Genomic DNA, 22,400 nt, shown 5'->3' with positions numbered 1-22,400 from the left:
GCTCTCCTGGCCTATGGACTTGTGGATAAGCCATTCTGAGAGTAAGGTGAATGAACTAACAAACCGGGAATAGCTCTTATTTTTCCTGAATTTTGTTCCAGATCCCCGGACCTAGCTAAAAGTGATGGGCCGTTCTCATGGCGTTAAATACTTGATTAGCCCCCATAAAAGCAGCTATGAGCATTATTTCTTTAAAATCATCGCCCGTCATCGTGGCGCTCATAGTGTTTACTTTCGCAACGTCATCATTGATGATAGCTTTTATTAAATCACTACTCACTCCCAGCCGTTCAATAAATAATTTGGTATGCATAGGAAAAAGCGAACCTTTTAACTCATCTAAAAGATGCTTTGCTTTATCCTTGCCTGCTACAGCAGCAGTTTTATCAGGCTTAAAAAAAACCATACTTTCTGGTCTTCCAGATGCAGTACTACCCATAATTGCTCCTTAATGTATGTATACTTAACGGTAGTTGAGTACTACATCGTTAAGCCATCAATTTTTGGTTCATGATTAAGTTTCGGGCCTTGTTCAGAAAGCTGGCTACCGCTAAATAACCCCACCTTTACAGCCGAAGTGGTCGCAGAACTTTTAGATACACCATGATAACAATCTAATAAAAACTGCTTAGACGCTTCCGAGATATCGTTATACCAGGTAGCAGCAAACTCTTTGGGTGTGCCAGACAGACTTTCAGTCACGGACTCTAAAGAAGGATATGTCGTTAAAATTTCCTCCTCTATTACTTTAAACTCCTTGATCATGTCTTCAACATTAACACCATTATAACTGGAGATATGAGCCTCGCCTTTGCAGCAGAGAAAAACTTTTTTATATTTATTTTTTAAATCATTTAATTTTGTATGGGCCTGATCAAAAAATTCTGGAATTTCAGGGATTTCATCATTAGGCAACTTAGCAAAAGCCTCATTGACCTTTAATATCAAAGAGTTTAACTCCGCAATACTCTTTTTGTACCGCGTGAATACTTTAAAATTTTTTTCAGCTTCTTTTTCCTTCTTAACGCGTCCCTCAATCCAACCATCTTGCTTGGTTCTAATATCCCCAAGCAGTTCTTGAGTATGAACATGATAACTCTCTAAAGCATCTCGTAGACGCTGTTTATCAGTTCTTTTATCGCTATCGAGTTTAGGAGTACTGACACTATCAAGATAAGTATCAAATCCCATCACCTCCCTTACCCCAGTTTGTACACCTGTGCCTGTCGTGTAGAGAGGATTTTTCTTAGCGTCCCCCATGTAGAAAATCACACCTAGTTGATCTTCATCTTCATTAGCACAAACTTGTAAAGTTTTGTTTAATTCACCTAATTCGATATCAAAGACCGACACTTTTAATTGCTCCATCTTTCTACCATAGGCCGTATTGAGATCGCAGGGAATTTCGGTCATTTTATCGATGAAGTCTTGAGGCAACTGATCGTGCATCATCCGTATTGCGTATTCACGCGCTTTTTCTTTAGGCAAATCAGCAGGCATTTCCGCGCCAATATAGACCACATCTCTTGTCGCATAAATTTGGGAATGAGGTCGTGTATGACCTTTCCATCCGAAGTCGGTTTTTAATTGTGCTAAAGAACAAGGCGTAATATCTCGTGAAAAGGGAATATCCTCTAACGTCGGCATCGATACCGTTTCTGCACCGGTTGCTCCAGGATATACCTTTAATTTTGAACAAGATTGGGGAGTGGTTCCTTCGGGTAGCCTGAAGGTCGCAACGACATGTTTTGTATGATGCAAAGGACGTTGCGTTTCGTCAAAAATAACATCCTCCTCACCCATCGCTTTGGCCAAAGTTCTTCTTGCACCATCTGCAGCGACTAAATTTTTAAAATTTAAAGAACAAGTCTTAGGGGCCCCCTCTATGGGCACGCCATTAATAGCAAGTCCTTGCACGGAAATGACTTGCTGTTCTTTATTAATTTGAATGGCATCGGTGATCTTTTGCTTAGGAGCAATTTTCTGAACATCAATAAAATCATAATCCTCACCTTGGGTATATTCTGATAATGCAATATAGAGTAAACGCTCAAAATCACCAGTGGTGAGATAATAGCCATCCTCCTCATCTTCAGTAATGGCAAGTTCGTCCATAAATCGATTTATTAAGTCCTCACCCACCATTTTTTTTATAAATTGGAATACATCCTCTTGAATCCATAATACTTGTTGTCGAACGCCTAACTCTTCGCGTCTGTCAGCTAAAACTGCAACCTTTTCGCCCGGTTTACGATGTTGTAAGGCACTTAACGCACTGAGTAATCCAACAGGCCCTGAACCAACCGCAACCGTATGATAGCTGGGAATTTTTTCAGCACTTTTAAGCTTTTCTTTGCTTGAGGGCTCTGGTTTTTTTGAGGGAGGTTCAATTCTGCCTTGCATGGTGACACTCCTAAAGAATATTCTAACGTTGGACTTATACAAGAATATAGTTTAGGATTTTTTGTGCGTCAAATTCAACCATACAGGGCATTTTAAAGTCAGCATATCTTTTTATAATTGACGTCTTGCCTCTAAAATATTGGGAATTTGTTCTAATTTAGTTAACAAACGAGACAGACTATTTAACCCATCTATATCTACTTTTAAATTAATAAAAGCCATGTTGTGATGTTTATCACTAGTGGTTTGCAAAGAGTAAACATGGGCTTTTTCATTAGATAACAAAGAGGTAATATCTTTCAACAATTCAGGGCGATCATAGGCTTTAATCAATACGTCTACCACATAATTTTCGCGAGTAGCACTGCCCCAATGTACTTGCAAGAAACGTTGCTTCTGTCTTTCGCTGGCATGAATTATATTAGGACAATCTTGTCGATGGACAGAAACACCACGACCAATAGTAATATAACCAAGGACTTGATCTCCTGGGACGGGTTGACAACAGCGAGCCATGAAGGTCAATAAATTACCCACCCCTTCAATCCGTAAATCACTTCCTGTCGCTTCAGGTTTTGCTTGATTGCTACGTACAAATTTTTGAATATCGAACTCAGCACTTTCAGGTGGAGCCAAACGGCTTATAATTTGGCCAATTTTTATATCACCGCGTCCTAAATTTGCGTAAAGATCATCTAGCTTTTTAAAATGTAAGGCCGTAACCACTTCTTGCAAACGTTCGGATTTAATCCCCAATGATTTTAATTCTTTATCTAATAGTTCGCGTCCATCTTGAACATTATTGTCATAATCTTGCATTTTAAACCAATGCAATACTTTAGCTTTTGCCCGTGCTGTTTTTAAGTAATTCAGATGCGGATTGATCCAATCACGGGAGGGCTTCAGTTCCTTGCCAGTCAATACCTCAACCCGATCACCCGTTTTCAATTGGTAAGTCAAAGGAACGATATGGCCATTAACTTTTGCTCCACGACATCGGTGTCCTAGATTACTATGGACATGATAAGCAAAATCAAGTGGAGTAACTCCATGGGGCAAATCTAATACATCCCCATCAGGTGTAAAGACATAAACCCTATCTTCGAAAAACTCAGTAGTAACTGTTTCAGATACGCCCTTATTGGTTGCCATTTCCTTATGCCAAGCCAATACATCACGTAGCCATTCAATTTTCCGCTCATGACTTTCTTTTTGTGTACCACCACCCTCTTTATATTTCCAGTGAGCAGCAACACCCATTTCGGCTAAATCATGCATATGAAAGGTTCTTATTTGCACCTCAAAGACCCGGCCCTCCGGCCCTTGTACCGCCGTATGGAGCGATTGGTAACCATTGGGTTTAGGGTTAATAATATAATCATCATACTCGGCAGGAATTTGTTTCCACAAAGCATGTACTATACCCAAAACCTCATAACATTGTGGGTTCGTATCGACTAAAACCCGCACCGCGGTTGCATCATAAATTTCGTCCAAAGAAACGTTTTTACGCGTCATTTTTTTATAGATACTATGGATATGCTTAGAACGGCCATAGACAGCAAAATGTGAGGCACCTAATTGTTGAATTTGATGATTTAACTCAGCAACTATCATATTTACAAAGTTATCCCGCTCAAGACGCTTTGCTTTTAAACCCTTGGCTATCGCTTTATAATCCTCAGGGTGCAAATAGCGAAAGGCTAAATCTTCCATTTCCCATTTAATAGCTCCAATACCCAAACGGTTGGCAAGAGGAGCATAAATTTCCATCACTTCTGTAGCTAATTGTTTACGAATAGCATCAGGTAAATGGCCTGCGGTTCGAAGGATACATAGTCGCTCAGCTAATTTAATCAGTACCACGCGAACATCATCAACCATGGCCAATAACATTTTACGAATGTTATCAATTTGTTGCTTATTTTGTGGGTATTTATTAAAAGATTGAAAATTGTTAATGGCACTCATTTTTTCAATGCCTTTAACTAGTTTTGCAATATTGGGCCCTAACTGTTCCTCAACATCATCAATCGAAAGTCCAGCATAATGGACATTTTCAAAGATAATGGCCGCCGCAATAGTTTCTTGATCCACCTCTAAGTCGGCCAACAAATCTGCCATGGACAAACCTTGTTGCAAGCAGGTTTGTCCAGTCTCCGTAGCATGATCCTGTCCTGCTAGCTGACTTAAGGTACAGGCATTGCGAATGAGTTCAAGATTATCTAAATAACCTTTCGTGCTTAACTGATGCAGCCATAAAGCTAAATCAATACTGCCATCAGAAGCCAAAGGAGTAGTATCTTTTACTCTAACCATGAAATTTATCCTTTTTCAAACAGTGCAATAGACTCAACATGCGTTGTATGGGGAAACATATCCATAACCCCGGCTTTTACTAGTTTATAACCTTTATGATTGACTAAAATATCCGTATCTCGGGCTAAGGTAACCGGATTACAGGAAACATAGACAATGCGCTCTGGATTAAGTTTATCAATTTGTTTAACTAATTCCAACGCGCCAGAACGGGGTGGATCAATTAATACTTTATTAAATGATTGCTGTACCAGTTTCTGTACTTCCTCTACGTCATCTAAGTTTGCTGCATAAAAACTTAGATTGCTTAAGTTATTTGCTTGAGCATTCATAGAAGCTCGCTCTACCATAGACTGACTTCCTTCAACACCAACAAGATAAGAACAATACTTAGCCATAGGTAGAGAGAAATTACCCAAGCCACAAAATAAGTCTAGCACTCTATCAGAACTTTTCAGCTCCATTAATTGCAGGGCTAAACGCACCATAGAGAGATTTAAAGCCGAATTAACTTGAGTAAAATCAGTGGGGTGAAATTGAAAGCTGAGGTTGTAATCAGGTAGTTGATAACTTAGGTACTCACTCGTGTTAGGTGGGTAAAAACAAGTAACGGTATCAGGGCCACCTGGCTGCAAAAAGATCTTATAACCATACTGCTCAGCAAAATCAACCAAATGGCGTTCATCATTAGTCGTTAAAGGGCTAAGATTGCGGAAAATTAAAGCAATTTCTTCATCGCCGGCCGCGACTTCAATCTGAGCAATACAATGCTTATCTTCCATCTGCTCAATAAGGGCTCTTAGAGCCATAATATCGCCATCTACTTTTGCATTTAAAATTGGGCAATGGTTAATTTCAGTAATATAACGAGGATTATTACGCTCTCTAAAACCCACCATCGACGTTTGTTTTTTTTCCACAAAACGTACACTTAAACGAGCTTTATTTCTATAATTCCAATGAGCACTGGTTAATGGCGCTAAAAGCTCTTGCGGTTGTGTATGCCCATAACGCTTCAATAAGTCCAGTAATTGCTCTTGTTTATAGACAATTTGCTCTTCTTCTTTCATATGCTGCAAAGAGCAACCACCACACATTGCATATTGAGTGCATTTCGGTTGAACACGTATTGGCGATGGTTCCACTACCGAAAGTAGCTTTCCCTCATCAAAATCTTTTTTTACACGGGTATATTGAAACTCCACTTGCTCATTAGGCAAAGCCCCGGTGATGAAGGTTGCTTTACCTTCAATACGAGCAACACCTTTTCCATCGTGACTAAGGTTAACAATATGGGCTTGATGCGGAGTACTATTTGGCGGTGCTTTAACTCTTCTCATCCTAATTCTCTAAAACCATTTACTTACACTAACATAATAAGCTATTTTATCGGAAAAAGAGGCAGAATGCGAAGTAATATGACAGTATTCTCTTAATTTTATTACTATTCTTAATTAGAAGGTGCTACCACTTGATAGTCTATACTTAAAAAGATAGACCTTAACCTATTAGGAGGACTTAAAGGTATTAAATTTACTAGGGAGTAAACAATGAAAAGGATAACTAAAGTTAGATTAGCCTTAGGGCTTGTAGGTTTTCTTAGCAACACTGTACTTTTTTCTGAAATTGAAATTCAAGGTCCTGGCTCTACCGTAAAAATCACTAATACTCAAGGAACAGTAGTTGATGGTCCAGCAGAGGTGCCTCCAACCACGACTGAAACGATTCAAAAAAGTAATGATACAATTGAGCAGAAAAACTCTAAAGCCAGTTCAATAGTACAAAACCCGGATGGTACAAAAGTGATCATGAACCCAGACGGTTCATCCGTAACAACCAAACCAGATGGCACCCAAGTTATTAAAAATACAGATGGTTCTACCCTGCAAAAGAATGTAGACGGCACTCAAGTGATTAAAAACTCCGATGGCGAAATAACTCAATGAAATCGCTGTGCTTAAATGAGCTTAATTCATAATAGCCAAGCTTGTTAAGTGGTAATCAATTTAAGTTTAAATTATTGCACTTAATTTGATCAACTAATGCGCTGCATCTACACTTAAAATGAAACAACTCGAGGGCTTATATCCATGAACATTAAAATCATTACTGGGCTTGTATTTTCTTTGTCTTTTATTTTTAGTACTTTTTCATTTGCGAATGGCGGTTCAGTAGGTGCTGTTTCTGATAGTAGCATGCAAAAAATAGATGAAAATTCAAATATTTCTCAAGATGCAACAACTACCCCCGCTAAGTCAGCACAAGATGACCAAAAATAGTTATTTTAATAAAGGTTGAATCTTAATGATTCAACCTTTATCTAATACTTATTTGTTCTTTGGTAGAGTTGCTAAAAACTCAGAAACTTCTTTAGGAGTCATTTCATAAGTTTGTCCCCGAGCTAAGAAGCGTGGCATAAATAAAGTACCATACCGGATACGTATCAAACGGCTAACTTCTAAGCCTTGCGACTCCCAAAGACGACGTACTTCACGGTTGCGCCCTTCATTTAAAGTAACATGATACCAAGAGTTAGCCCCTTCCCCTCCATGAAATTGAAGTCGGGTAAACTTGGCCAGTCCGTCTTCCAGTTGAACGCCCTTTCGCAAGTTATTTAATATTTCTGGGGTGACCTCCCCATGCACACGAACAGCATATTCTCTTTCTAATTCAAATTTAGGATGCATTAATTGATTAGCTAGGTCACCGTTATTGGTAAACAGTAATAAGCCCGAAGTGTTCAAATCTAAGCGCCCAACTTGTACCCAACGTCCCTGCTTCAAATGAGGGAGATTATCAAAGACGGTTTTCTCAAATTTAGGATCATTACGACTGGAAATTTCTCCCACTGGTTTATGATACATGAGAATACGTGTCGCTTGCTTTTCTTTTAATGGATTAACAATTAACTTGCCCTTAACCGTAATTTTATCAAATGGTCCTGCACAATCACCTAGTTTGACGGTTTGACCATTCACTTGCACCCAGCCGCTTTCAATCCATCTTTCCATTTCTCGACGAGATCCTAATCCAGCTTGGCTTAATATTTTTTGTAAACGTTCACTACTCATTCTGTTACACACTCTTCTGTAGGGGAATCTGCATGCAGATTCAATGTTTGCATGACCTCTGGTAAAGAAGGAAGCTCATGTAAATATTGTAAATTAAAATAATTCAGAAATTCTTTAGTTGTAGTATAAACTGCTGGTTTACCAGCAACATCTTTATATCCTGCTATACGAATCCATTCCCGTTCCATCAAAGTTTTTATTATTTGAGTATTAACCGCAACCCCACGTATTTCCTCGATATCCGCACGAGTAACCGGCTGCTTATAAGCGATGATCGCCAAGGTTTCTAATAAAGCACGTGAATATTTAGCCGGTTTTTCCATTTGGAGACGAGATACCCAAATTCCATATTGTGCCTTAGTTTGTAATTGATAGCCACTCGCCAAGTGGATAAGCTCCATGGGACGAGATTCATACTCAAGCTGCAAGCACTTTATTAGTTCTTGTAACTGTTCTGATGAGGGTTTTTGCCATTCTTCAAAGACGCTAAGTATTTTATCTAAATTAATGGGTTCGCCACTACTTAATAATAGAGCTTCAATAATATTTTTGAGTTCTAATTCTTCCATCTTAAGCTGCTTGTAAATGTATGGGGGCAAAGGCTTGAGTTTGGGTAATAATTAACAAAGACTGCCGCGCTAATTCAAGAATCGCTAATAAACTTACCACCAAGCCCATTCGTCCTTCTGCTGCCGTATACAAAGACGTAAAATCCACTAATTTTTGCTGCTGTACTTTTAATAAAATGGCATTCATTCGTTCACGTACAGATAAAATTTCACGGGCAATTTCATGTTTGGTTAAATGTTGCTCTTTTATGAGGATGGAACTCATTGCTTCCACAAGCTCCATCAGATTAACTTCTGGGTGAACTTTAATTGTTTCTAATTGATTAGGCTGCACTTGAATTATGAAATGATCCCGATCTTGCCTGGGTAAGGCATCCAGAAGTTCGGCGGCGTGTTTCATCTCCTCATAGGCTTGTAAACGACGGACTAAGGCCATGCGCGGATCTTCACCCTCCTCTTCATCATCGCTAGGAGTCATTGGCAATAGCATTCTTGATTTAATTTCAGCTAACATCGCTGCCATTAATAAATAATCAGCAGCTAACTCCATCCGTTTCGCTTCCATTAATTGAATATATTGTAAATATTGCTTAGTAATACTGGTGATGGGAATGTTGAGTATATCAATATTCTGTTTACGAATAAGATAAAGCAACAAATCTAAGGGGCCGCTAAATGAATCCAATAGGACCTCCAAAGCATCTGGAGGTATAAATAAATCATTAGGAACCTGAGTTAGCTCTTTACCCTTAACTATCGCTTTAAACTCTGGTTTAAGCGGCATCTCAGAGCTCATTAATAATCCAGCCCCATGACTTCACGAACAGTATTTAAGGTTTTATTAGCCTCTTCACGCGCAGCCTCACTGCCTTCTGCAACAATTCGCTTTACTGAGCCAAGATCATCTTCATAATCTGCTATAGCCGTTTGAATGGGCTGAAGCTCTTGATTAATTGCATCGATAATGGGTCGTTTACAATCCACGCAGCCTATGCCTGCGGTTCTGCATCCTTTTTGCACCCAGTCTTTTACTTCGCCATCTGAATAAATCTTATGAAACTGCCAAACAGGACATTTCTCAGGTTCACCTGGATCGCTTCGTTTAATACGTGCAGGATCAGTAGGCATAGTTAATACTTTCTTTTCAACTTGCGCAGGCTCTTCACGCAACATAATGGTATTGCCATAAGATTTGGACATTTTTTGTCCATCAGTACCAGGCATTTTTGACGTTTCAGTAAGCATCGCCTGAGGTTCAGGTAAAATAATTTTACCACTGCCTTCTAAGTAGCCCAGTAAACGCTCTTTATCACCTATTGATAAATTGGATTGTTCCTCTAAAAGTGCTTGTGCGGTTTGAATCGCCTCATGGATACCACTTTCTTGGAATTGTCTGCGTAATTCGCTATACATTTTACTGTGTTTTTTACCCATCTTTTTTATAGCTTCCATAGCTAATTCCTCAAAATTAGCTTCTTTGCCATAAATGTGGTTAAAACGTCGAGCAACCTCACGTGTTAATTCAATATGCGCTACTTGATCTTCACCGACGGGCACATAATCTGCATGATAGAGAAGTACGTCAGCACTTTGTAATAAAGGGTAGCCTAAAAAACCATAGGTGGATAAATCTTTTTCTTTTAATTTCTCTTGTTGATCTTTATAACTAGGAACACGCTCTAGCCAACCTAAAGGAGTAATCATGGATAAAAGCAGATGTAGCTCAGCATGCTCTGGAACCCAGGATTGGATAAAAATTTTTGATAACCCAGGATTAATACCACAGGCCAACCAATCAATTACCATATCCCACAAGTGTTTTTTAATAAAGCTAGTCTGCTCATATTGAGTAGTTAAACCATGCCAATCGGCAGCAAAGAAGAAGCAATCGTATTGATGTTGTAATTTTATCCAATTTTTTAAAACGCCATGATAATGACCTAGATGTAACCTTCCGCTGACACGCATACCTGAGACAACTCGTTTATTGGAAGTAAATAATGCTGACATCAATTTCCTCTTCTTACTTAATAAAAATTTAACTTATTTAAATGGCTCTGGGTCGCCTTTCCCTTCACGTATAATTACTGGATAATCACCAGTTAAATCCACTACTGTAGTTGGTTCATGTCCACAATTACCACCATCAATAATCAGATCAGTTTGCGCACCGAGTAGATCTTTAATTGCTTCAGGCTCACTTAAAGGTGCTTTAGCGCCAGGAAGAATTAAAGTAGTACTCATTAAAGGTGCCTCTAAGCATTCTAATAATGACAAGGTAATATTGTTATCGGGTACTCTAAGACCTAAGGTTCTTTTTTTAGGATGTAACATCAAACGCGGTACCTCGGATGTAGCATTTAATATAAAAGTATAGGACCCTGGTGTAAATGCTTTAAGCAGCCTAAATATGGGATTAGATACTCGGGCATACATCCCAAGTTGAGATAAATCACTACATACTAAAGTCATATTATGATTTTTATCTAATTGCCGTAAACGTCTTATCCGTTCTAAAGCAGCTTTATTACCTAGCTTACATCCTAAAGCATAACCAGAATCAGTAGGATAAACTATTAGCCCCCCCTCTTCGATAATGTTTACGGCCTTACGTAATAAACGTGATTGTGGATTATCCGGATGTAAAGCAAAAAACTGACTCATTAAAGTCCCCTGTCAAATAGTCCAATTATACCAAATAGGTTTACACATTTCGGGCAGCTGCGACTGTCCCCCAAGCTTAGTGCGTGAAGCAGTATCACTGTGAAAATCGGAGCCTGATGAAGCTAATAAATCAAATCGTAAACTCATCCCAGCCACTTGATTAATTTCGGTTGCCGTCATATTACCTGAGACAACCTCAAGACCGCACCCGCCTACTTCTTTAAATTCACTAATTAACTCATGCAACTTAGTACGCGTCAATCCGTATTTAAGTGGATGAGCAATAACGGCCTGTCCACCTGCCTGTTTAATCACTGTTACGGCTTCTTGAATAGAAACCCACGGGGTGGGTATATAGCCTTTTCGTCCCCTAATCAAAAATTGTTTGAAGGCGGCCTTCATATCCCTTGATTTTCCTTCATTGATAATTACTTGCGCAAAATGAGGACGTCCTACTCGCTTATGACCAGCAATTTCACACGCTTTAGAATAGGCCTTTTCAATACCTAAGGTTTCTAAAGAAGCCCCTATTTGCTCAGCTCGTAACACACGGCTCTGGTTTTGTCGCTCAATTAAAGCGAGTAAATCTTCAGTATGATTGATTTGATACCCTAAAACATGAATATCGTATTTTTTCCAACGCACGCTCAATTCAATCCCATTAATAAGCGTTATGCCGCTGTTAAGCGCCGCTTGCTGCAAGCGAGAATAAGCCGCCACCGTGTCATGATCGGTTAACGAAAAACAGGTTAAATGTTGAGTTTGGGCGCGTTGTATTAATTCTTCTGGGCTTAAGGCACCATCAGAAAAGATGCTATGGCAATGCAAATCAATCATAGTGATAAACTGAAGAATTAAAATGAAAAATTATAGCACGTATTCCTTAGGTGAAGCTATTTGTATCAAATTATATCCAGAATCTCTCCACTTTTATCGACGACAATTATTTTTTTGTGCAAATTTGAAACAAAAGCAAATATCTGAGCCTAAACTTATAGTTAATACTCTAACTGATGAAAAAATCATGGTGAATGAACAAGAAAAAGAGGTAAAGAAAAAATGGGCAATTCATTGTGCGCAAGTTGAACAAACTAAACTTATCAACTGCTTAAGTAGTATTCTTGACACTATAAAAAATGCCCCATTAGAAAAAACTACAAAACATGCCTTAAGTACCTTCTATAACGAGTTAAAAAATTACTATGCAGGACAAAGCATAGACGACTTAGTAAACAATTCTAGAGCACTTCAAGAATACAGTGGAACCTATCTAGAAAATCATAATATGTTACTTTTAGTAGGCGTGTTAACCCAAGAAAAAATTATTCCCTATGAAGTAAGTTTGGCTGTAAAAACCTTACAACACGTACCATCCCAACTTCGAGAGCAAGGCACTACCCTCATTAATGCATTACAAGCAATTGAGCCTTATGCCATTAAAATCAATAGAAAATTGGATGAAGATTTTTATGCTGATGAAGAACGGAGTCCGAGCAATAAACTTCGTTGAGCGATAATCTCTTCATTTTAATCGGTTAATGAATCAGTAATTTTTATGTTTTAACTTGCAGAGCATAGGCATTTTGAACTATTCTTAATCTATGGTGATTCAATTTTTAAAATACCTTTGAGCAGTACATTAAATCAGGAAACGATAAAATTACCCTCTTTTTCGGCACAGGATTTTGCAAACCTGTGTGGAGTCCTACACAGTAATATAAAATACCTAGAAGAACAATTTAACATAACTATAAAAATTAGTCAGGATGATGTTATTTTGTACGGCGCTTTAGAAAATAATATAAAAAAAGCAAAACATATTTTAAAATCACTCTTTCCCATGGTTAGTAAACCTATTGAGAGTAAAACCATCGCTCAGCTTATTCATCAACATAACCAATCAGCCATGACGCATAATATTAGATTATCTCGAAAAACTATTGCTGCTCGTAATAATAAGCAGGCCCTTTTCTTAGATGCAATTGATAAACAGGATATAACCTTCGCTGTCGGACCGGCAGGTACTGGTAAAACCTATTTAGCTGTTTCTAAAGCTATTGAATATTTTGAAAAAGGAGAGGTTCAGCGCTTAATTTTCGTACGACCTGCCGTTGAAGCCGGTGAAAAACTAGGTTTTCTCCCTGGAGATTTAGTTGAGAAAGTGTTGCCCTATTTAAGACCTATATATGATGCCTTATATGAAATGATAGGTTTTAAAGAAACGCAAAAGTTGATCCAAACTGATGTCATTGAGGTATTGCCCCTAGCATTCATGAGGGGAAGAACCTTAAATGAATCCTTTATCATTTTGGATGAAGCTCAAAATACAACTACCATGCAAATGAAAATGTTTTTAACCCGAATGGGCTTTGGGTCTAAAGCAGTAATCACAGGTGATATGACACAAATTGATTTACCGAAAGGAACTGATTCTGGTTTAGCCCATGCCGTGCGACTGTTTAAAAATCTTCCTGAAATTAGTATCCATACCTTCACCAGTCAAGAGGTAGTGAGACATCCCCTCATTTCCAAAATTATTGATTGTTATGATGATGAGGTATTAGGGAAAAACAAATGACTTATTACATAGATATTCAAAATGCGACAGATAATCCTTTACCTATTTCAGAAGACGAGTTAACCCAACTCGCCTCGCTAGCATTAAAGGATCAACAAGCGGATGCAGAACTAACTATCCGTTTAGTCACTCCCACCGAAATGATCGATTTAAATCATACCTATAGAAAACAAAATAAGACCACCAATGTACTCGCCTTTCCATGCTCTCTCCCTGAGGGTATAAAATTAGACTGCCCTCTTTTGGGTGACGTTATTATTTGCCCTGAAGTTTTAGTAGAGGAAAGTAAGCAGTTTAATAAATCGCTCAAGGAACATTGGGCCTTGATTGTTATTCATGGGGTTCTCCATTTATTAGGATATGATCACATTGAAGAAAAAGACGCCCTCATCATGCAGGCGATTGAAGTGAAGTTATTAGCAGAATTAGGACATGCTAATCCCTATGACCAAGAGGATTATAATCTTGAGTAAAGAAGAAGATACATCATGGTTTGCTCGCCTAAAACAATTCATTCAAGGTGAGCCCCAAGACCAAGAAGAGCTCGTAAGTTTATTACGCGATGCCCAAATTCGTTCTTTAATTAGCTCTGAAACCCTTGCAATGATAGAGGGTGCTATTCTTTTTTCAAAAATGCGCGCTCGCGATATCATGTTACCTAAAAATCAAATGGTTTGTATTAATCAAGATGATGAGTACCAAACTATAATAGAAGTGGTAGCGCGCACTGGACACTCACGATTTCCTGTTACCGGGGAAAATCCTGACGAAATTATTGGCATATTGCATGCAAAAGATCTACTTCGTTACCATGCTGATAATATTGAAACTTTTGATCTTTTTGACATCTGTCGTCAAGTCACTTTTATTCCAGAAAGCAGGCCTTTAGATAGCTTATTGAGTGAATTTCGTAGTAATAAAAATCATATGGCTATTGTCGTGGATGAATATGGCGAGATTTCAGGTTTTGTCACTATAGAGGACATTATCGAACAGATCATAGGTGATATAGAAGATGAATTCGACATTGATGAAGATGCCTATATCAAAACGCATGATGATCATTGCTACATTATTAAAGCCCACACTCCTATTGAAGAATTCAATGAACAATTACACGCTGATTTTAGTGATGATACTTATGACACTATAAGCGGTATTGTAATGAATAAATTTGGTTATTTACCCAAACGTGGAGAATCTATCACCATTGATGACTTTGAGTTTAAAATAATTAATGCCGATGCACGGCGAATTAAATTGTTAGAATGTATTGATAATAGAACAATAAAAGAAAGTGCCTAAGGATAATTATGAATAGCTCTATTCTAATCATTGATGACGATACAGAACTAACGGACCTTTTAGCCCAATATTTAGAACCAGAAGGCTTTCATGTTATTTGTGTTCATGATGGCGAAAGTGGTGTTAAAAAAGCATTAAACATTAGTTTTGATGCCATTATCTTAGATGTCATGTTACCCAAATTGAATGGTTTTGAGGTTCTTAAAGCAGTCAGAGAACACTCTCAAACACCTGTTTTAATGCTGACAGCCCGGGGGGATGATGTTGATCGAATTGTCGGGCTTGAGATCGGTGCCGATGATTACTTGCCTAAACCATGTAATCCCCGAGAACTAGTTGCTCGTTTAAGAGCAATTTTGCGCCGTACCCAGAAAACCCCCGTGCATCGCCCTGTCATTGAAGAACATAATATCATGGTTGACTGCTCTAAAAGAACCGTAACGATGGCGGGAGCTTTTCTTGAGCTAACCAATGCCGAATTTAATATTTTAGAAATGTTAATCAAATCTCCTGGCCAAGCCTTTTCTAAGGAAGAATTAACGGAATATGCGCTAGGAAGGAAATATACTGCTTATGATCGCAGCATTGATGTCCATATCAGTAATTTACGTAATAAATTAGGGGATAATCCACAGGGCGAGCCAATTTTAAAAACAGTTCGTGGTTTTGGTTATATGTTTAATGCGTAGTTTGTATTGGAAAATTTTTCTTTCATTCTGGCTTGCCTCTATTTTTATAATCGTGAGTATCGCCTGGGTTGCCAGTCATATTACGCAAAAGTCATCCCAGCCTGCGCAAGAAAGCGCATTTATGGATAGTTATGCGAATGCCGCTGTAGCTACTTTTGAATCAGGACAACATCAAGCCTTATTAAAATGGCTTAGCCAAATTGGCTTATCCCGTCATATGACTATTTTCCTTTTATCTAATACAGGGGAAATTATAGGGGCTCGAAATCCACCAGAGAGTGTAAAAACTACCTCTCATTATTTAGTTAAAAATCAATTGCCTAGTGAAGGTATATTTAAATCTGGAAAGTTAATAGTAAGCCATGAAATTTTATCCAGTTCAGGAAAGTTTTATCGCCTTGCAGCAGTTAGCGAAACCCCCATTTCTCATTTTTTCCAAATACCTTGGGCTGGTTTAACTATTAGATTGACCCTAGCTATCTTTATCAGTGGCCTTATTTGTTATCTATTATCACTCTATTTAACTAGGCCTTTGCGCTCTTTGGGATTAGCAGCGCAATCAATTGCCACCGGAAAACTTCATACCCGGGTAGGGCCAATACGTGGACATAGCAAAGATGAGATAGCTAAACTAAGTCACGACTTTGATCGAATGGCCGAAGAGCTGGAAAATCTAGTTCACTCTAAAGAGCGTTTGTTACAGGATATTTCCCACGAATTACGTTCTCCTTTAGCACGATTAAATATAGCTATCGAGTTAGGGAGAAAAAAAGCAGGTCACTTAGCAAGTGCCGAGCTTGATCGTATGGAACTTGAAAGTTCTCGTTTAAATGCGCTAATCACTGAGATCTTAGAATTTGCTCGTTTAGAAAAGTCTACAACCGAATTGCATCGAGACTTCTGTGATATGCATCTCTTACTAGCTGAAATAATTCATGATGGGAATTTTGAATTTAACGAAAACAATAAGCGGCTCGTTTCAGGAATTATTGAACCTTGCACGCTCAATATTGATAGGCGTCTTATCCATCGCGCGCTAGAAAATGTCGTCCGTAATGCCCTTCATTACACACCCTCGGATAAAACAATCAAGATATCTCTCAAACAATGTACCAAAGAACAAATGATTTGTATTGAAATTCAAGATAATGGTCCAGGAGTACCCGAAGAGCAATTGCAAAAAATCTTTAATCCTTTTTATAGAGTCGATACCTCTAGAACGAAAAAGACTGGGGGTTATGGTCTGGGATTAGCGATTGCTTATCGAGCAATTACCCTTCATCAAGGTACAATTGAGGCAATTAATATGCTGCAAGGTGGTTTGTTAGTAAGAATTAGTCTGCCGATGAATTAACCCTGTAAGTTTACTTTCTACCTTACAGAGAAATTTTAGTTTAAGCACTGGATTTTGCATTATATCTCACGTAAAATGCTCAATTTTACATCAGCGAATTGGCACTCCGTGAGTACACAACCTACTAATAATACAAGAAAAATAATAGATAAATTAAGTAGCATCTCTTTTTTTCTAAGCTTAGTTGCCTCTAAAGTACAATATATACCGGCGGTGACCATAGCGACTCCTTTTTTAAATCTAATTACATTCGGTCTGAGCTTAATTGGTTACTCCATGTGGTATGTGGCAAGCCGTTTTTATCCTGAGCAATATCCTCGCGACAAAGAATGGTACGGGTTTGCTTCATTTAAAGAACAAAACGCCTATGCCGCATTTTTAGGAATAGGGGCTGCGGTTTTAAGCATTGTTGCAATTTCTATCCCTGTATGGGCTATTCCAGCTGCTTGGTTGTTTTTTTCAAGCAATGTGGTTTGGGCTATTGGTGAATACCATAAATTAAAAAATCCACCCGCCGACGAAGAATATTCCAAGTCCTATCAAAAAAGCTATCTCTCTTATGCATTAGCGATGACTTCGGTTGGATTGAGTACTGCCCTTTCTGCTACAGCAATCTTTTTGTTCCCACTACAAACAATACCTATACTCGCTGTGTCTGGTTTAATTAGTATTGCTATGAGTCTAATTGCAGCTGAGTACTGGCTTAATTATAACTTTGAGGCTCATAAAAAGACCCCGCTCCCAAGTTATAATAAAATGTCGCATGGTTTGGGGCCCACCTTAGAATACAGTAATACACAGAGTCCTGAGCCCTATCATAGTCCCCGTTTAGGAGGAAAAGTCAACCACTCAAATTCTAATAAAGATGAGGCAAAATTAGAAGAATGTGACTCCCCTACTTGTAATTTATTATGGTAATTTAGTATATTTTGTACCCTTAATTACAAGGCTTATTATGGATAAAATAATTACAAAAATGATTGCTAATGCCCATTCCGCATTGGCAAACGCTTATGCACCCTATTCTAAATTTACAGTAGCCGCCTGTATTTGCACCGATAAAGGTAATTTGTACACTGGAGTTAATGTGGAAAATGGCTCATATGGCCTAACTTCCTGTGCTGAAGCTTCCGCTATTTGTACAATGGTTAGTTCTGGCGAACAACGTATTAAGAGTGTGGTGGTATTAGCTGGAAATAATAAACTTTGCCCGCCTTGTGGCTCATGCCGGCAGAAAATTTATGAGTTTTCTAGCCCGGAAACATTAATTTATTTATGCGACAAAAACAGTATATTACGAAGTATTCGTATTGATGAATTATTACCCTTAGCATTTGACTTTAAACCCTAATTGGAAGATCGTATGACTGTAAAAACCACTCTATCGGATGCACACATTGCTTGTGAATATATTAAAAAAAATAACCCTAATTTTTCTCCCAAAGTAGGTATTGTTTTAGGTTCAGGCTTAGGTCAATTTGCAGACGAATTAGAAAATGCTTCAATAATCGACTACGAAGAATTACCCGGTTTTCCCCATGTTACAGTAAAAGGGCATGGTGGTAAATTAATCCTAGGCTACTGGCAAGGAGTGGGAGTTGTTTGTCTTCAGGGTCGTGCTCATACTTATGAAGGGATTGATAACTATCAAACAGTTAAAAATTACGTACGTACATTAAAACTTTTAGGATGTACTTATTTTATTGCCACCAATGCATCAGGTTCACTTCGTGAAGAAGTAGGCCCTGGTGAATTAATGCTTATTAATGATCATATCAATTTGCAACCCAGTAATCCTTTAATAGGCGCAAATGATGATGATTTTGGACCTCGATTTTATCCTTTAGATAATGCTTATGATTCAACAATGCGTGCCTCTCTTTTGGCTGTAGCAGAAAAAAACCATATTAGATTAAGTGAAGGTGTCTATATTTCAGTATTAGGCCCTCATTATGAGACAGCGGCAGAAATTCGTGCTTTTCGTATTTTAGGAGCTGACGCAGTCGGAATGTCTACTGTTCCTGAAGTTTTAGTTGCAAACCATTGCGGTATGAAGGTAGCTGTTATTGCAATGATCACTAATCATGCTACGGGGCTTAGTAAAACTAGCCATAGCCATGATGCAGTGGTCGAAATGGCCGCTGGTGCAGCAAATAAACTTAACTTATTGCTCAAACACTACATTGCAGAGTTAGCATGAGCATCAACAATCATTTGAATAAGGTTTTAGGTGATTTTCTATCAAAACCAAGTGAACTCATCAGCAACCAGCAATTGACTTCCTGTATTGATCTTACCTTATTAAATGAGCAAGCATCGCCAAATGATTTATCCTCGATAAATCATTTGGCCGCTCGACATCAAGTAGCAGCGCTATGTGTTTTCCCTAAAGATTTAGTGCACTGCAAAAAACACTCTGACATTCATTTAGCAACCGTCATTAATTTTCCTCACGGGAATCAAAACCTTAATGAGTGTGTTACTCAAATTAATCAAAGTAGGCTAAATGGCGTTAAGGAAATTGATTATGTTATTCCTTTTAGGGCTTATCTAGAGGGTAAAGAGCAAGAAGCCATAAATCATGCAGCTGCCATTTCTACTTATTGCAAAGAACAGGGACTATTGTTAAAAGTTATTTTAGAAACGGGTGAGTTTAGCGACTTAGCAATGCTTTATCAGTTAACAAATGAGTTACTAACCTTAAACATCGACTTTCTTAAAACCTCTACCGGTAAAACGCCGCAAGGAGCGAGCTTATCAGCAGTATTCACCTTATTAAGCGCCCTTAAAGACTCTAGAAAAAATTGTGGCATTAAAGTGTCGGGCGGCATTAAAACCGTTGCACAAGCTAAAAATTATGCCGCCCTTGCGCAATATTTCTTGCAGAAAACTATTGATAAAAATTGGTTTCGGATTGGCGCTAGTAGTCTGTTAGAAGAACTTACAAAAAGTAATTAATAATTAACGAAAACTCAGCTAGAATAGGCTGGAACTTTTTCATTCTTTAATATTGGAGTTTAAATCACATGAAAAATAGAGCCGTATTTAAATCCATTGTAGCATTCCTACTCGGTCTTTTATTGGTTAGTTGTAACTCAGATTTACCCCCCGGTGAATATGATGCAAATGAAATTGGGAAAATTAAAAAAGTAATCCCTGGGACCATAATTTCTATGCGAAAAGTAAACTTGCGTAAACAAAATCCTGAGGGTGTAGGTGCGACAAAACCTGGCCCCGATAGTTTCATGGATGGTGGTTACAACCAAACTCATGGCGTTGAATACGTTATTAAGTTAAATTCCGGAGGTATTATTTCGGTAGTACAATCTGAAGATTTAAAACTTAAAAACAAGCAGAAGATCTTAGTTATTTATGGTAGACACACTCGTGTTGTTGCTGACAACGGAAGCGATGTATATTAATTTTTAAGGGCGCGTAATCGCCCTCGTCTATCCTAGCAACTGTCTTGAATTAAAATTCAAGACAGTTGCTACGGTGCGCTAAATTATTATCCCTCACAATAAAAACACCAACTCAATTGATCTTGCCACTTCAGAGTATATGGTTGGGCCTAGCTTAATGTCTTATCAAGGCAAAGCTCAATTTACATTAATGTATTTTTTCCGTAGTTAAACAAAATGAAAACACGAAGGCAATAAGTGCCCAGAACAAAATATAATAGCCTGGAGTTATAGTATTTCCAGTGTAGTGAATTAAGCTTAAAGCAATTAAAGGCATGCTCCCACCAAATAGAGCTTGGCCAATATTATAAGTTAAAGAGACACCTCTTCCCCTTATATTCACTGGAAACATTTCTCCAATCATTGTAGGAACAATGGCATTGATTGGTGCCAATATCAGTGCAAGCATTAACTCAGCTGCAAGAACAACCCACCAATTTTTACTTCCTAAATAAAAGAAAAAGGGAATAATTAGTAAAATAAATAAAATGATACTGAAGATAAACATTCTTTTTCTTTCTATGTGATCAGAGAGATACCCCATGATCGGAATTACTAAAGTAAGTACGAATAAAGCAATTAAATTAATGGCTAAGGCCTCATGCAGGGCGAACGTCTGCGCTTTAACTAAAAAAGTCGTTACATAGGCTATTAATAAATAATTTCCGAGCGCAAGTACACTCGTTATTACAATGGACAATAATACCGATTTTTTATAATCGAACCATAAACTTTTAAAGGCTAGAGGTTTAGTATTTTGCTCATTAAAGACGCGGGACTCCACACTATTAATACGTAAATAAATGCCCCAAACCCCCATTATACCACCTAAAAAATAAGGAATGCGCCAGCCCCATTTTAAAAGCATTTCCTCACTAAATAAACCGCTAAAAATAGTTGTAACTAGAGAACCTAATAGAATACCTAAAAATGCAGAACTTAAAACTAAGCTCCCAGATAAGCCTCTTCCTTTAGCCCAATGTTGTTCAATCAAATATGTTACCGAGCCCGGTAGTTCTCCACCAATAGCTAATCCTTGAATAAGCCTGAAGAGGGAAAATAAAATTGGGGCTGCAACTCCAATAGTTTTAAAATCAGGAACTAAGCCAATACAAAAGGTAGAAATAGTCATAATGCACATGGATATGATGAGGGCTTTTTTCCGTCCCCGATGATCAGCATAATGGCCAATAATGACACCACCTATTGGGCGCATCACAAATCCCATTGCAAATAAGGAAAAGCTTTGCACTAAAGAAATAAAATGAGAATTTGAAGGAAAAAAAATTTCTGCGAATACGCTTGCAAAGCTGGCATAAATCAAAAAATCATACCATTCCAAGGCATTCCCAAATAAAGGACCAAGAACACTGTTCCTTTTAACTTTCTCCATAACTATCCTTAAAAAAGTGTTCTAAACTGGAATTTATACCCACCTTGTGTATAATTAAAATACAGCCCATAAAGGGCTACAGCATTATAATTAGTCCATACTATCAACTCAGAAAATACTAGCCCCTCTTAAGCTCCTAGTTCTATTCATAGTTATACACTTTGGACTTGTAAATATCCACTGTTAGCAGAGGTCAATTAGCATGTGCAAACATAAATTAATTATTATGATAATGTTTTTATTAATTAATTTGGGAGATTTAACCTATGCAGCTACTTTGAGCCCTGATGCGGCCATTGAAAATGCTATTTTTGTACAGGTAAATAACTATAGGGTAAGTCAGCATTTAAAACCGCTGAAACTTGATCTTCGCATTTCTAAAGAAGCTAAAATGCATTCCACTAATATGGCAAAATTTATTATTCCAGTAAGTCACCAAGGATTCATGGATAGAATTAATCGTCTGCGACTTTTAATTAACTCATGTTACGCACGGTCAATTTTAAGCTGCCATATTTTTAAGCTCCTGCCAAGCAATCTGGTTCGCTCTAAGAATCAATTTGTACTTAATAGCAAAGTGATTTAAATGAGTTT

At 38.0% G+C, this 22,400-nt stretch carries 25 protein-coding genes; 14 read left to right on the top strand and 11 right to left on the bottom strand.

The window, feature by feature from the left end; all coding sequences use genetic code 11:
- Positions 1-115 precede the first annotated feature (115 nt).
- The 4 genes from ELY15_RS05590 to rlmD all read right to left on the bottom strand — a co-directional run bounded on the left by ELY15_RS05590 (position 116) and on the right by rlmD (position 6,062).
- Complete coding sequence (locus ELY15_RS05590; RefSeq protein WP_127098673.1) at positions 116-439, bottom strand: hypothetical protein; 324 nt, start codon at positions 437-439, stop codon at positions 116-118.
- Positions 440-480: 41 nt separating this feature from the next.
- Positions 481-2,403, bottom strand: coding sequence for a hypothetical protein (locus ELY15_RS05585; protein WP_127098672.1), 1,923 nt, complete (start codon positions 2,401-2,403; stop codon positions 481-483).
- Positions 2,404-2,514: 111 nt separating this feature from the next.
- On the bottom strand, positions 2,515-4,722 hold the full coding sequence (gene relA / locus ELY15_RS05580; protein WP_127098671.1) for a GTP diphosphokinase: 2,208 nt from the start codon (positions 4,720-4,722) through the stop codon (positions 2,515-2,517).
- Between the two features lie 5 nt (positions 4,723-4,727).
- A complete protein-coding gene (gene rlmD / locus ELY15_RS05575) occupies positions 4,728-6,062 on the bottom strand; it encodes a 23S rRNA (uracil(1939)-C(5))-methyltransferase RlmD (protein ID WP_127098670.1) in 1,335 nt (444 codons plus the stop codon).
- Positions 6,063-6,272: 210 nt separating this feature from the next.
- Here rlmD and ELY15_RS05570 point away from each other — a divergent pair, with 210 nt between their 5' ends.
- Both ELY15_RS05570 and ELY15_RS05565 read left to right on the top strand, forming a co-directional pair.
- Positions 6,273-6,668 (top strand): hypothetical protein, encoded by a 396-nt coding sequence (locus ELY15_RS05570; RefSeq protein ID WP_127098669.1) that lies wholly within the window; start codon positions 6,273-6,275, stop codon positions 6,666-6,668.
- Between the two features lie 144 nt (positions 6,669-6,812).
- Positions 6,813-7,001, top strand: coding sequence for a hypothetical protein (locus ELY15_RS05565; RefSeq protein ID WP_127098668.1), 189 nt, complete (start codon positions 6,813-6,815; stop codon positions 6,999-7,001).
- Between the two features lie 48 nt (positions 7,002-7,049).
- Here ELY15_RS05565 and rluB read toward each other — a convergent pair whose 3' ends face one another.
- From rluB to ELY15_RS05535, 6 genes are read right to left on the bottom strand one after another with little or no spacing between them, the layout of a single operon-like run.
- Positions 7,050-7,793, bottom strand: a complete 744-nt coding sequence (gene rluB, locus ELY15_RS05560; RefSeq protein ID WP_127098667.1) for a 23S rRNA pseudouridine(2605) synthase RluB — start codon at positions 7,791-7,793, stop codon at positions 7,050-7,052.
- Positions 7,790-8,362 (bottom strand): SMC-Scp complex subunit ScpB, encoded by a 573-nt coding sequence (gene scpB / locus ELY15_RS05555; protein WP_127098666.1) that lies wholly within the window; start codon positions 8,360-8,362, stop codon positions 7,790-7,792. Before scpB ends, rluB begins: the two co-directional genes overlap by 4 nt.
- Before the next feature lies 1 nt (position 8,363).
- Positions 8,364-9,158: a ScpA family protein gene (locus ELY15_RS05550; protein WP_127098665.1), complete on the bottom strand. Its 795-nt coding sequence runs from the start codon at positions 9,156-9,158 to the stop codon at positions 8,364-8,366.
- Positions 9,158-10,372: a tryptophan--tRNA ligase gene (locus tag ELY15_RS05545; RefSeq protein WP_127098664.1), complete on the bottom strand. Its 1,215-nt coding sequence runs from the start codon at positions 10,370-10,372 to the stop codon at positions 9,158-9,160. Before ELY15_RS05545 ends, ELY15_RS05550 begins: the two co-directional genes overlap by 1 nt.
- Before the next feature lie 33 nt (positions 10,373-10,405).
- On the bottom strand, positions 10,406-11,026 hold the full coding sequence (locus ELY15_RS05540; protein WP_127098663.1) for an L-threonylcarbamoyladenylate synthase: 621 nt from the start codon (positions 11,024-11,026) through the stop codon (positions 10,406-10,408).
- Positions 11,027-11,038: 12 nt separating this feature from the next.
- Positions 11,039-11,863, bottom strand: a complete 825-nt coding sequence (locus tag ELY15_RS05535; protein WP_127098662.1) for a PHP domain-containing protein — start codon at positions 11,861-11,863, stop codon at positions 11,039-11,041.
- A 22-nt stretch (positions 11,864-11,885) separates the two neighbouring features.
- Here ELY15_RS05535 and ELY15_RS05530 point away from each other — a divergent pair, with 22 nt between their 5' ends.
- From ELY15_RS05530 to ELY15_RS05480, 11 genes are all read left to right on the top strand, one after another.
- A complete protein-coding gene (locus ELY15_RS05530) occupies positions 11,886-12,536 on the top strand; it encodes a hypothetical protein (RefSeq protein WP_127098661.1) in 651 nt (216 codons plus the stop codon).
- Positions 12,537-12,653: 117 nt separating this feature from the next.
- Positions 12,654-13,604 carry a PhoH family protein gene (locus ELY15_RS05525; protein WP_127098660.1) on the top strand — a complete coding sequence of 317 codons (951 nt, stop codon included), beginning with the start codon at positions 12,654-12,656 and terminating at the stop codon, positions 13,602-13,604.
- On the top strand, positions 13,601-14,077 hold the full coding sequence (ybeY, locus tag ELY15_RS05520; protein ID WP_127098659.1) for an rRNA maturation RNase YbeY: 477 nt from the start codon (positions 13,601-13,603) through the stop codon (positions 14,075-14,077). Before ELY15_RS05525 ends, ybeY begins: the two co-directional genes overlap by 4 nt.
- On the top strand, positions 14,037-14,909 hold the full coding sequence (locus ELY15_RS05515; RefSeq protein WP_127098658.1) for an HlyC/CorC family transporter: 873 nt from the start codon (positions 14,037-14,039) through the stop codon (positions 14,907-14,909). Before ybeY ends, ELY15_RS05515 begins: the two co-directional genes overlap by 41 nt.
- An 8-nt stretch (positions 14,910-14,917) precedes the next feature.
- Positions 14,918-15,598: a two-component system response regulator CpxR gene (gene cpxR, locus ELY15_RS05510; protein WP_127098657.1), complete on the top strand. Its 681-nt coding sequence runs from the start codon at positions 14,918-14,920 to the stop codon at positions 15,596-15,598.
- Positions 15,591-16,952, top strand: coding sequence for an ATP-binding protein (locus ELY15_RS05505; protein ID WP_127098656.1), 1,362 nt, complete (start codon positions 15,591-15,593; stop codon positions 16,950-16,952). Before cpxR ends, ELY15_RS05505 begins: the two co-directional genes overlap by 8 nt.
- A gap of 108 nt (positions 16,953-17,060) precedes the next feature.
- Positions 17,061-17,870, top strand: a complete 810-nt coding sequence (locus tag ELY15_RS05500) for a hypothetical protein (protein WP_127098655.1) — start codon at positions 17,061-17,063, stop codon at positions 17,868-17,870.
- Positions 17,871-17,907: 37 nt separating this feature from the next.
- Positions 17,908-18,303, top strand: a complete 396-nt coding sequence (gene cdd, locus ELY15_RS05495) for a cytidine deaminase (protein WP_127098654.1) — start codon at positions 17,908-17,910, stop codon at positions 18,301-18,303.
- Between the two features lie 12 nt (positions 18,304-18,315).
- Complete coding sequence (locus ELY15_RS05490) at positions 18,316-19,152, top strand: purine-nucleoside phosphorylase (protein WP_127098653.1); 837 nt, start codon at positions 18,316-18,318, stop codon at positions 19,150-19,152.
- Positions 19,149-19,910 (top strand): deoxyribose-phosphate aldolase, encoded by a 762-nt coding sequence (gene deoC / locus ELY15_RS05485; protein WP_127098652.1) that lies wholly within the window; start codon positions 19,149-19,151, stop codon positions 19,908-19,910. Before ELY15_RS05490 ends, deoC begins: the two co-directional genes overlap by 4 nt.
- A gap of 68 nt (positions 19,911-19,978) precedes the next feature.
- Positions 19,979-20,374, top strand: coding sequence for a hypothetical protein (locus ELY15_RS05480; protein WP_127098651.1), 396 nt, complete (start codon positions 19,979-19,981; stop codon positions 20,372-20,374).
- Positions 20,375-20,561: 187 nt separating this feature from the next.
- Here ELY15_RS05480 and ELY15_RS05475 read toward each other — a convergent pair whose 3' ends face one another.
- A complete protein-coding gene (locus ELY15_RS05475; RefSeq protein ID WP_127098650.1) occupies positions 20,562-21,806 on the bottom strand; it encodes an MFS transporter in 1,245 nt (414 codons plus the stop codon).
- A 202-nt stretch (positions 21,807-22,008) separates the two neighbouring features.
- Between ELY15_RS05475 and ELY15_RS16060 the strand changes: the two genes are divergently transcribed.
- Positions 22,009-22,392, top strand: a complete 384-nt coding sequence (locus tag ELY15_RS16060) for a hypothetical protein (RefSeq protein WP_158617414.1) — start codon at positions 22,009-22,011, stop codon at positions 22,390-22,392.
- Positions 22,393-22,400 lie beyond the last annotated feature (8 nt).

Origin of the sequence: Legionella sp. km772 (assembly GCF_003989735.1) — a bacterium.
GTDB lineage: Bacteria > Pseudomonadota > Gammaproteobacteria > Legionellales > Legionellaceae > Legionella.
Note: the sequence above shows the minus strand (reverse complement) of the source record. Positions and strands in the feature narration are given on the sequence as shown.

Excerpts from the sequence above, each read along its gene's own strand:
- ELY15_RS05590 (WP_127098673.1), bottom strand. The coding sequence starts at position 439 with ATGGGTAGTACTGCATCTGGAAGACCAGAAAGTATGGTTTTTTTTAAG.
- ELY15_RS05585 (WP_127098672.1), bottom strand. The coding sequence starts at position 2,403 with ATGCAAGGCAGAATTGAACCTCCCTCAAAAAAACCAGAGCCCTCAAGC.
- relA (WP_127098671.1), bottom strand. The coding sequence starts at position 4,722 with ATGGTTAGAGTAAAAGATACTACTCCTTTGGCTTCTGATGGCAGTATT.
- rlmD (WP_127098670.1), bottom strand. The coding sequence starts at position 6,062 with ATGAGAAGAGTTAAAGCACCGCCAAATAGTACTCCGCATCAAGCCCAT.
- ELY15_RS05570 (WP_127098669.1), top strand. The coding sequence starts at position 6,273 with ATGAAAAGGATAACTAAAGTTAGATTAGCCTTAGGGCTTGTAGGTTTT.
- ELY15_RS05565 (WP_127098668.1), top strand. The coding sequence starts at position 6,813 with ATGAACATTAAAATCATTACTGGGCTTGTATTTTCTTTGTCTTTTATT.
- rluB (WP_127098667.1), bottom strand. The coding sequence starts at position 7,793 with ATGAGTAGTGAACGTTTACAAAAAATATTAAGCCAAGCTGGATTAGGA.
- scpB (WP_127098666.1), bottom strand. The coding sequence starts at position 8,362 with ATGGAAGAATTAGAACTCAAAAATATTATTGAAGCTCTATTATTAAGT.
- ELY15_RS05550 (WP_127098665.1), bottom strand. The coding sequence starts at position 9,158 with ATGAGCTCTGAGATGCCGCTTAAACCAGAGTTTAAAGCGATAGTTAAG.
- ELY15_RS05545 (WP_127098664.1), bottom strand. The coding sequence starts at position 10,372 with ATGTCAGCATTATTTACTTCCAATAAACGAGTTGTCTCAGGTATGCGT.
- ELY15_RS05540 (WP_127098663.1), bottom strand. The coding sequence starts at position 11,026 with ATGAGTCAGTTTTTTGCTTTACATCCGGATAATCCACAATCACGTTTA.
- ELY15_RS05535 (WP_127098662.1), bottom strand. The coding sequence starts at position 11,863 with ATGATTGATTTGCATTGCCATAGCATCTTTTCTGATGGTGCCTTAAGC.
- ELY15_RS05530 (WP_127098661.1), top strand. The coding sequence starts at position 11,886 with ATGAAAAATTATAGCACGTATTCCTTAGGTGAAGCTATTTGTATCAAA.
- ybeY (WP_127098659.1), top strand. The coding sequence starts at position 13,601 with ATGACTTATTACATAGATATTCAAAATGCGACAGATAATCCTTTACCT.
- ELY15_RS05515 (WP_127098658.1), top strand. The coding sequence starts at position 14,037 with ATGCTAATCCCTATGACCAAGAGGATTATAATCTTGAGTAAAGAAGAA.
- cpxR (WP_127098657.1), top strand. The coding sequence starts at position 14,918 with ATGAATAGCTCTATTCTAATCATTGATGACGATACAGAACTAACGGAC.
- ELY15_RS05505 (WP_127098656.1), top strand. The coding sequence starts at position 15,591 with ATGCGTAGTTTGTATTGGAAAATTTTTCTTTCATTCTGGCTTGCCTCT.
- cdd (WP_127098654.1), top strand. The coding sequence starts at position 17,908 with ATGGATAAAATAATTACAAAAATGATTGCTAATGCCCATTCCGCATTG.
- ELY15_RS05490 (WP_127098653.1), top strand. The coding sequence starts at position 18,316 with ATGACTGTAAAAACCACTCTATCGGATGCACACATTGCTTGTGAATAT.
- deoC (WP_127098652.1), top strand. The coding sequence starts at position 19,149 with ATGAGCATCAACAATCATTTGAATAAGGTTTTAGGTGATTTTCTATCA.
- ELY15_RS05480 (WP_127098651.1), top strand. The coding sequence starts at position 19,979 with ATGAAAAATAGAGCCGTATTTAAATCCATTGTAGCATTCCTACTCGGT.
- ELY15_RS05475 (WP_127098650.1), bottom strand. The coding sequence starts at position 21,806 with ATGGAGAAAGTTAAAAGGAACAGTGTTCTTGGTCCTTTATTTGGGAAT.
- ELY15_RS16060 (WP_158617414.1), top strand. The coding sequence starts at position 22,009 with ATGTGCAAACATAAATTAATTATTATGATAATGTTTTTATTAATTAAT.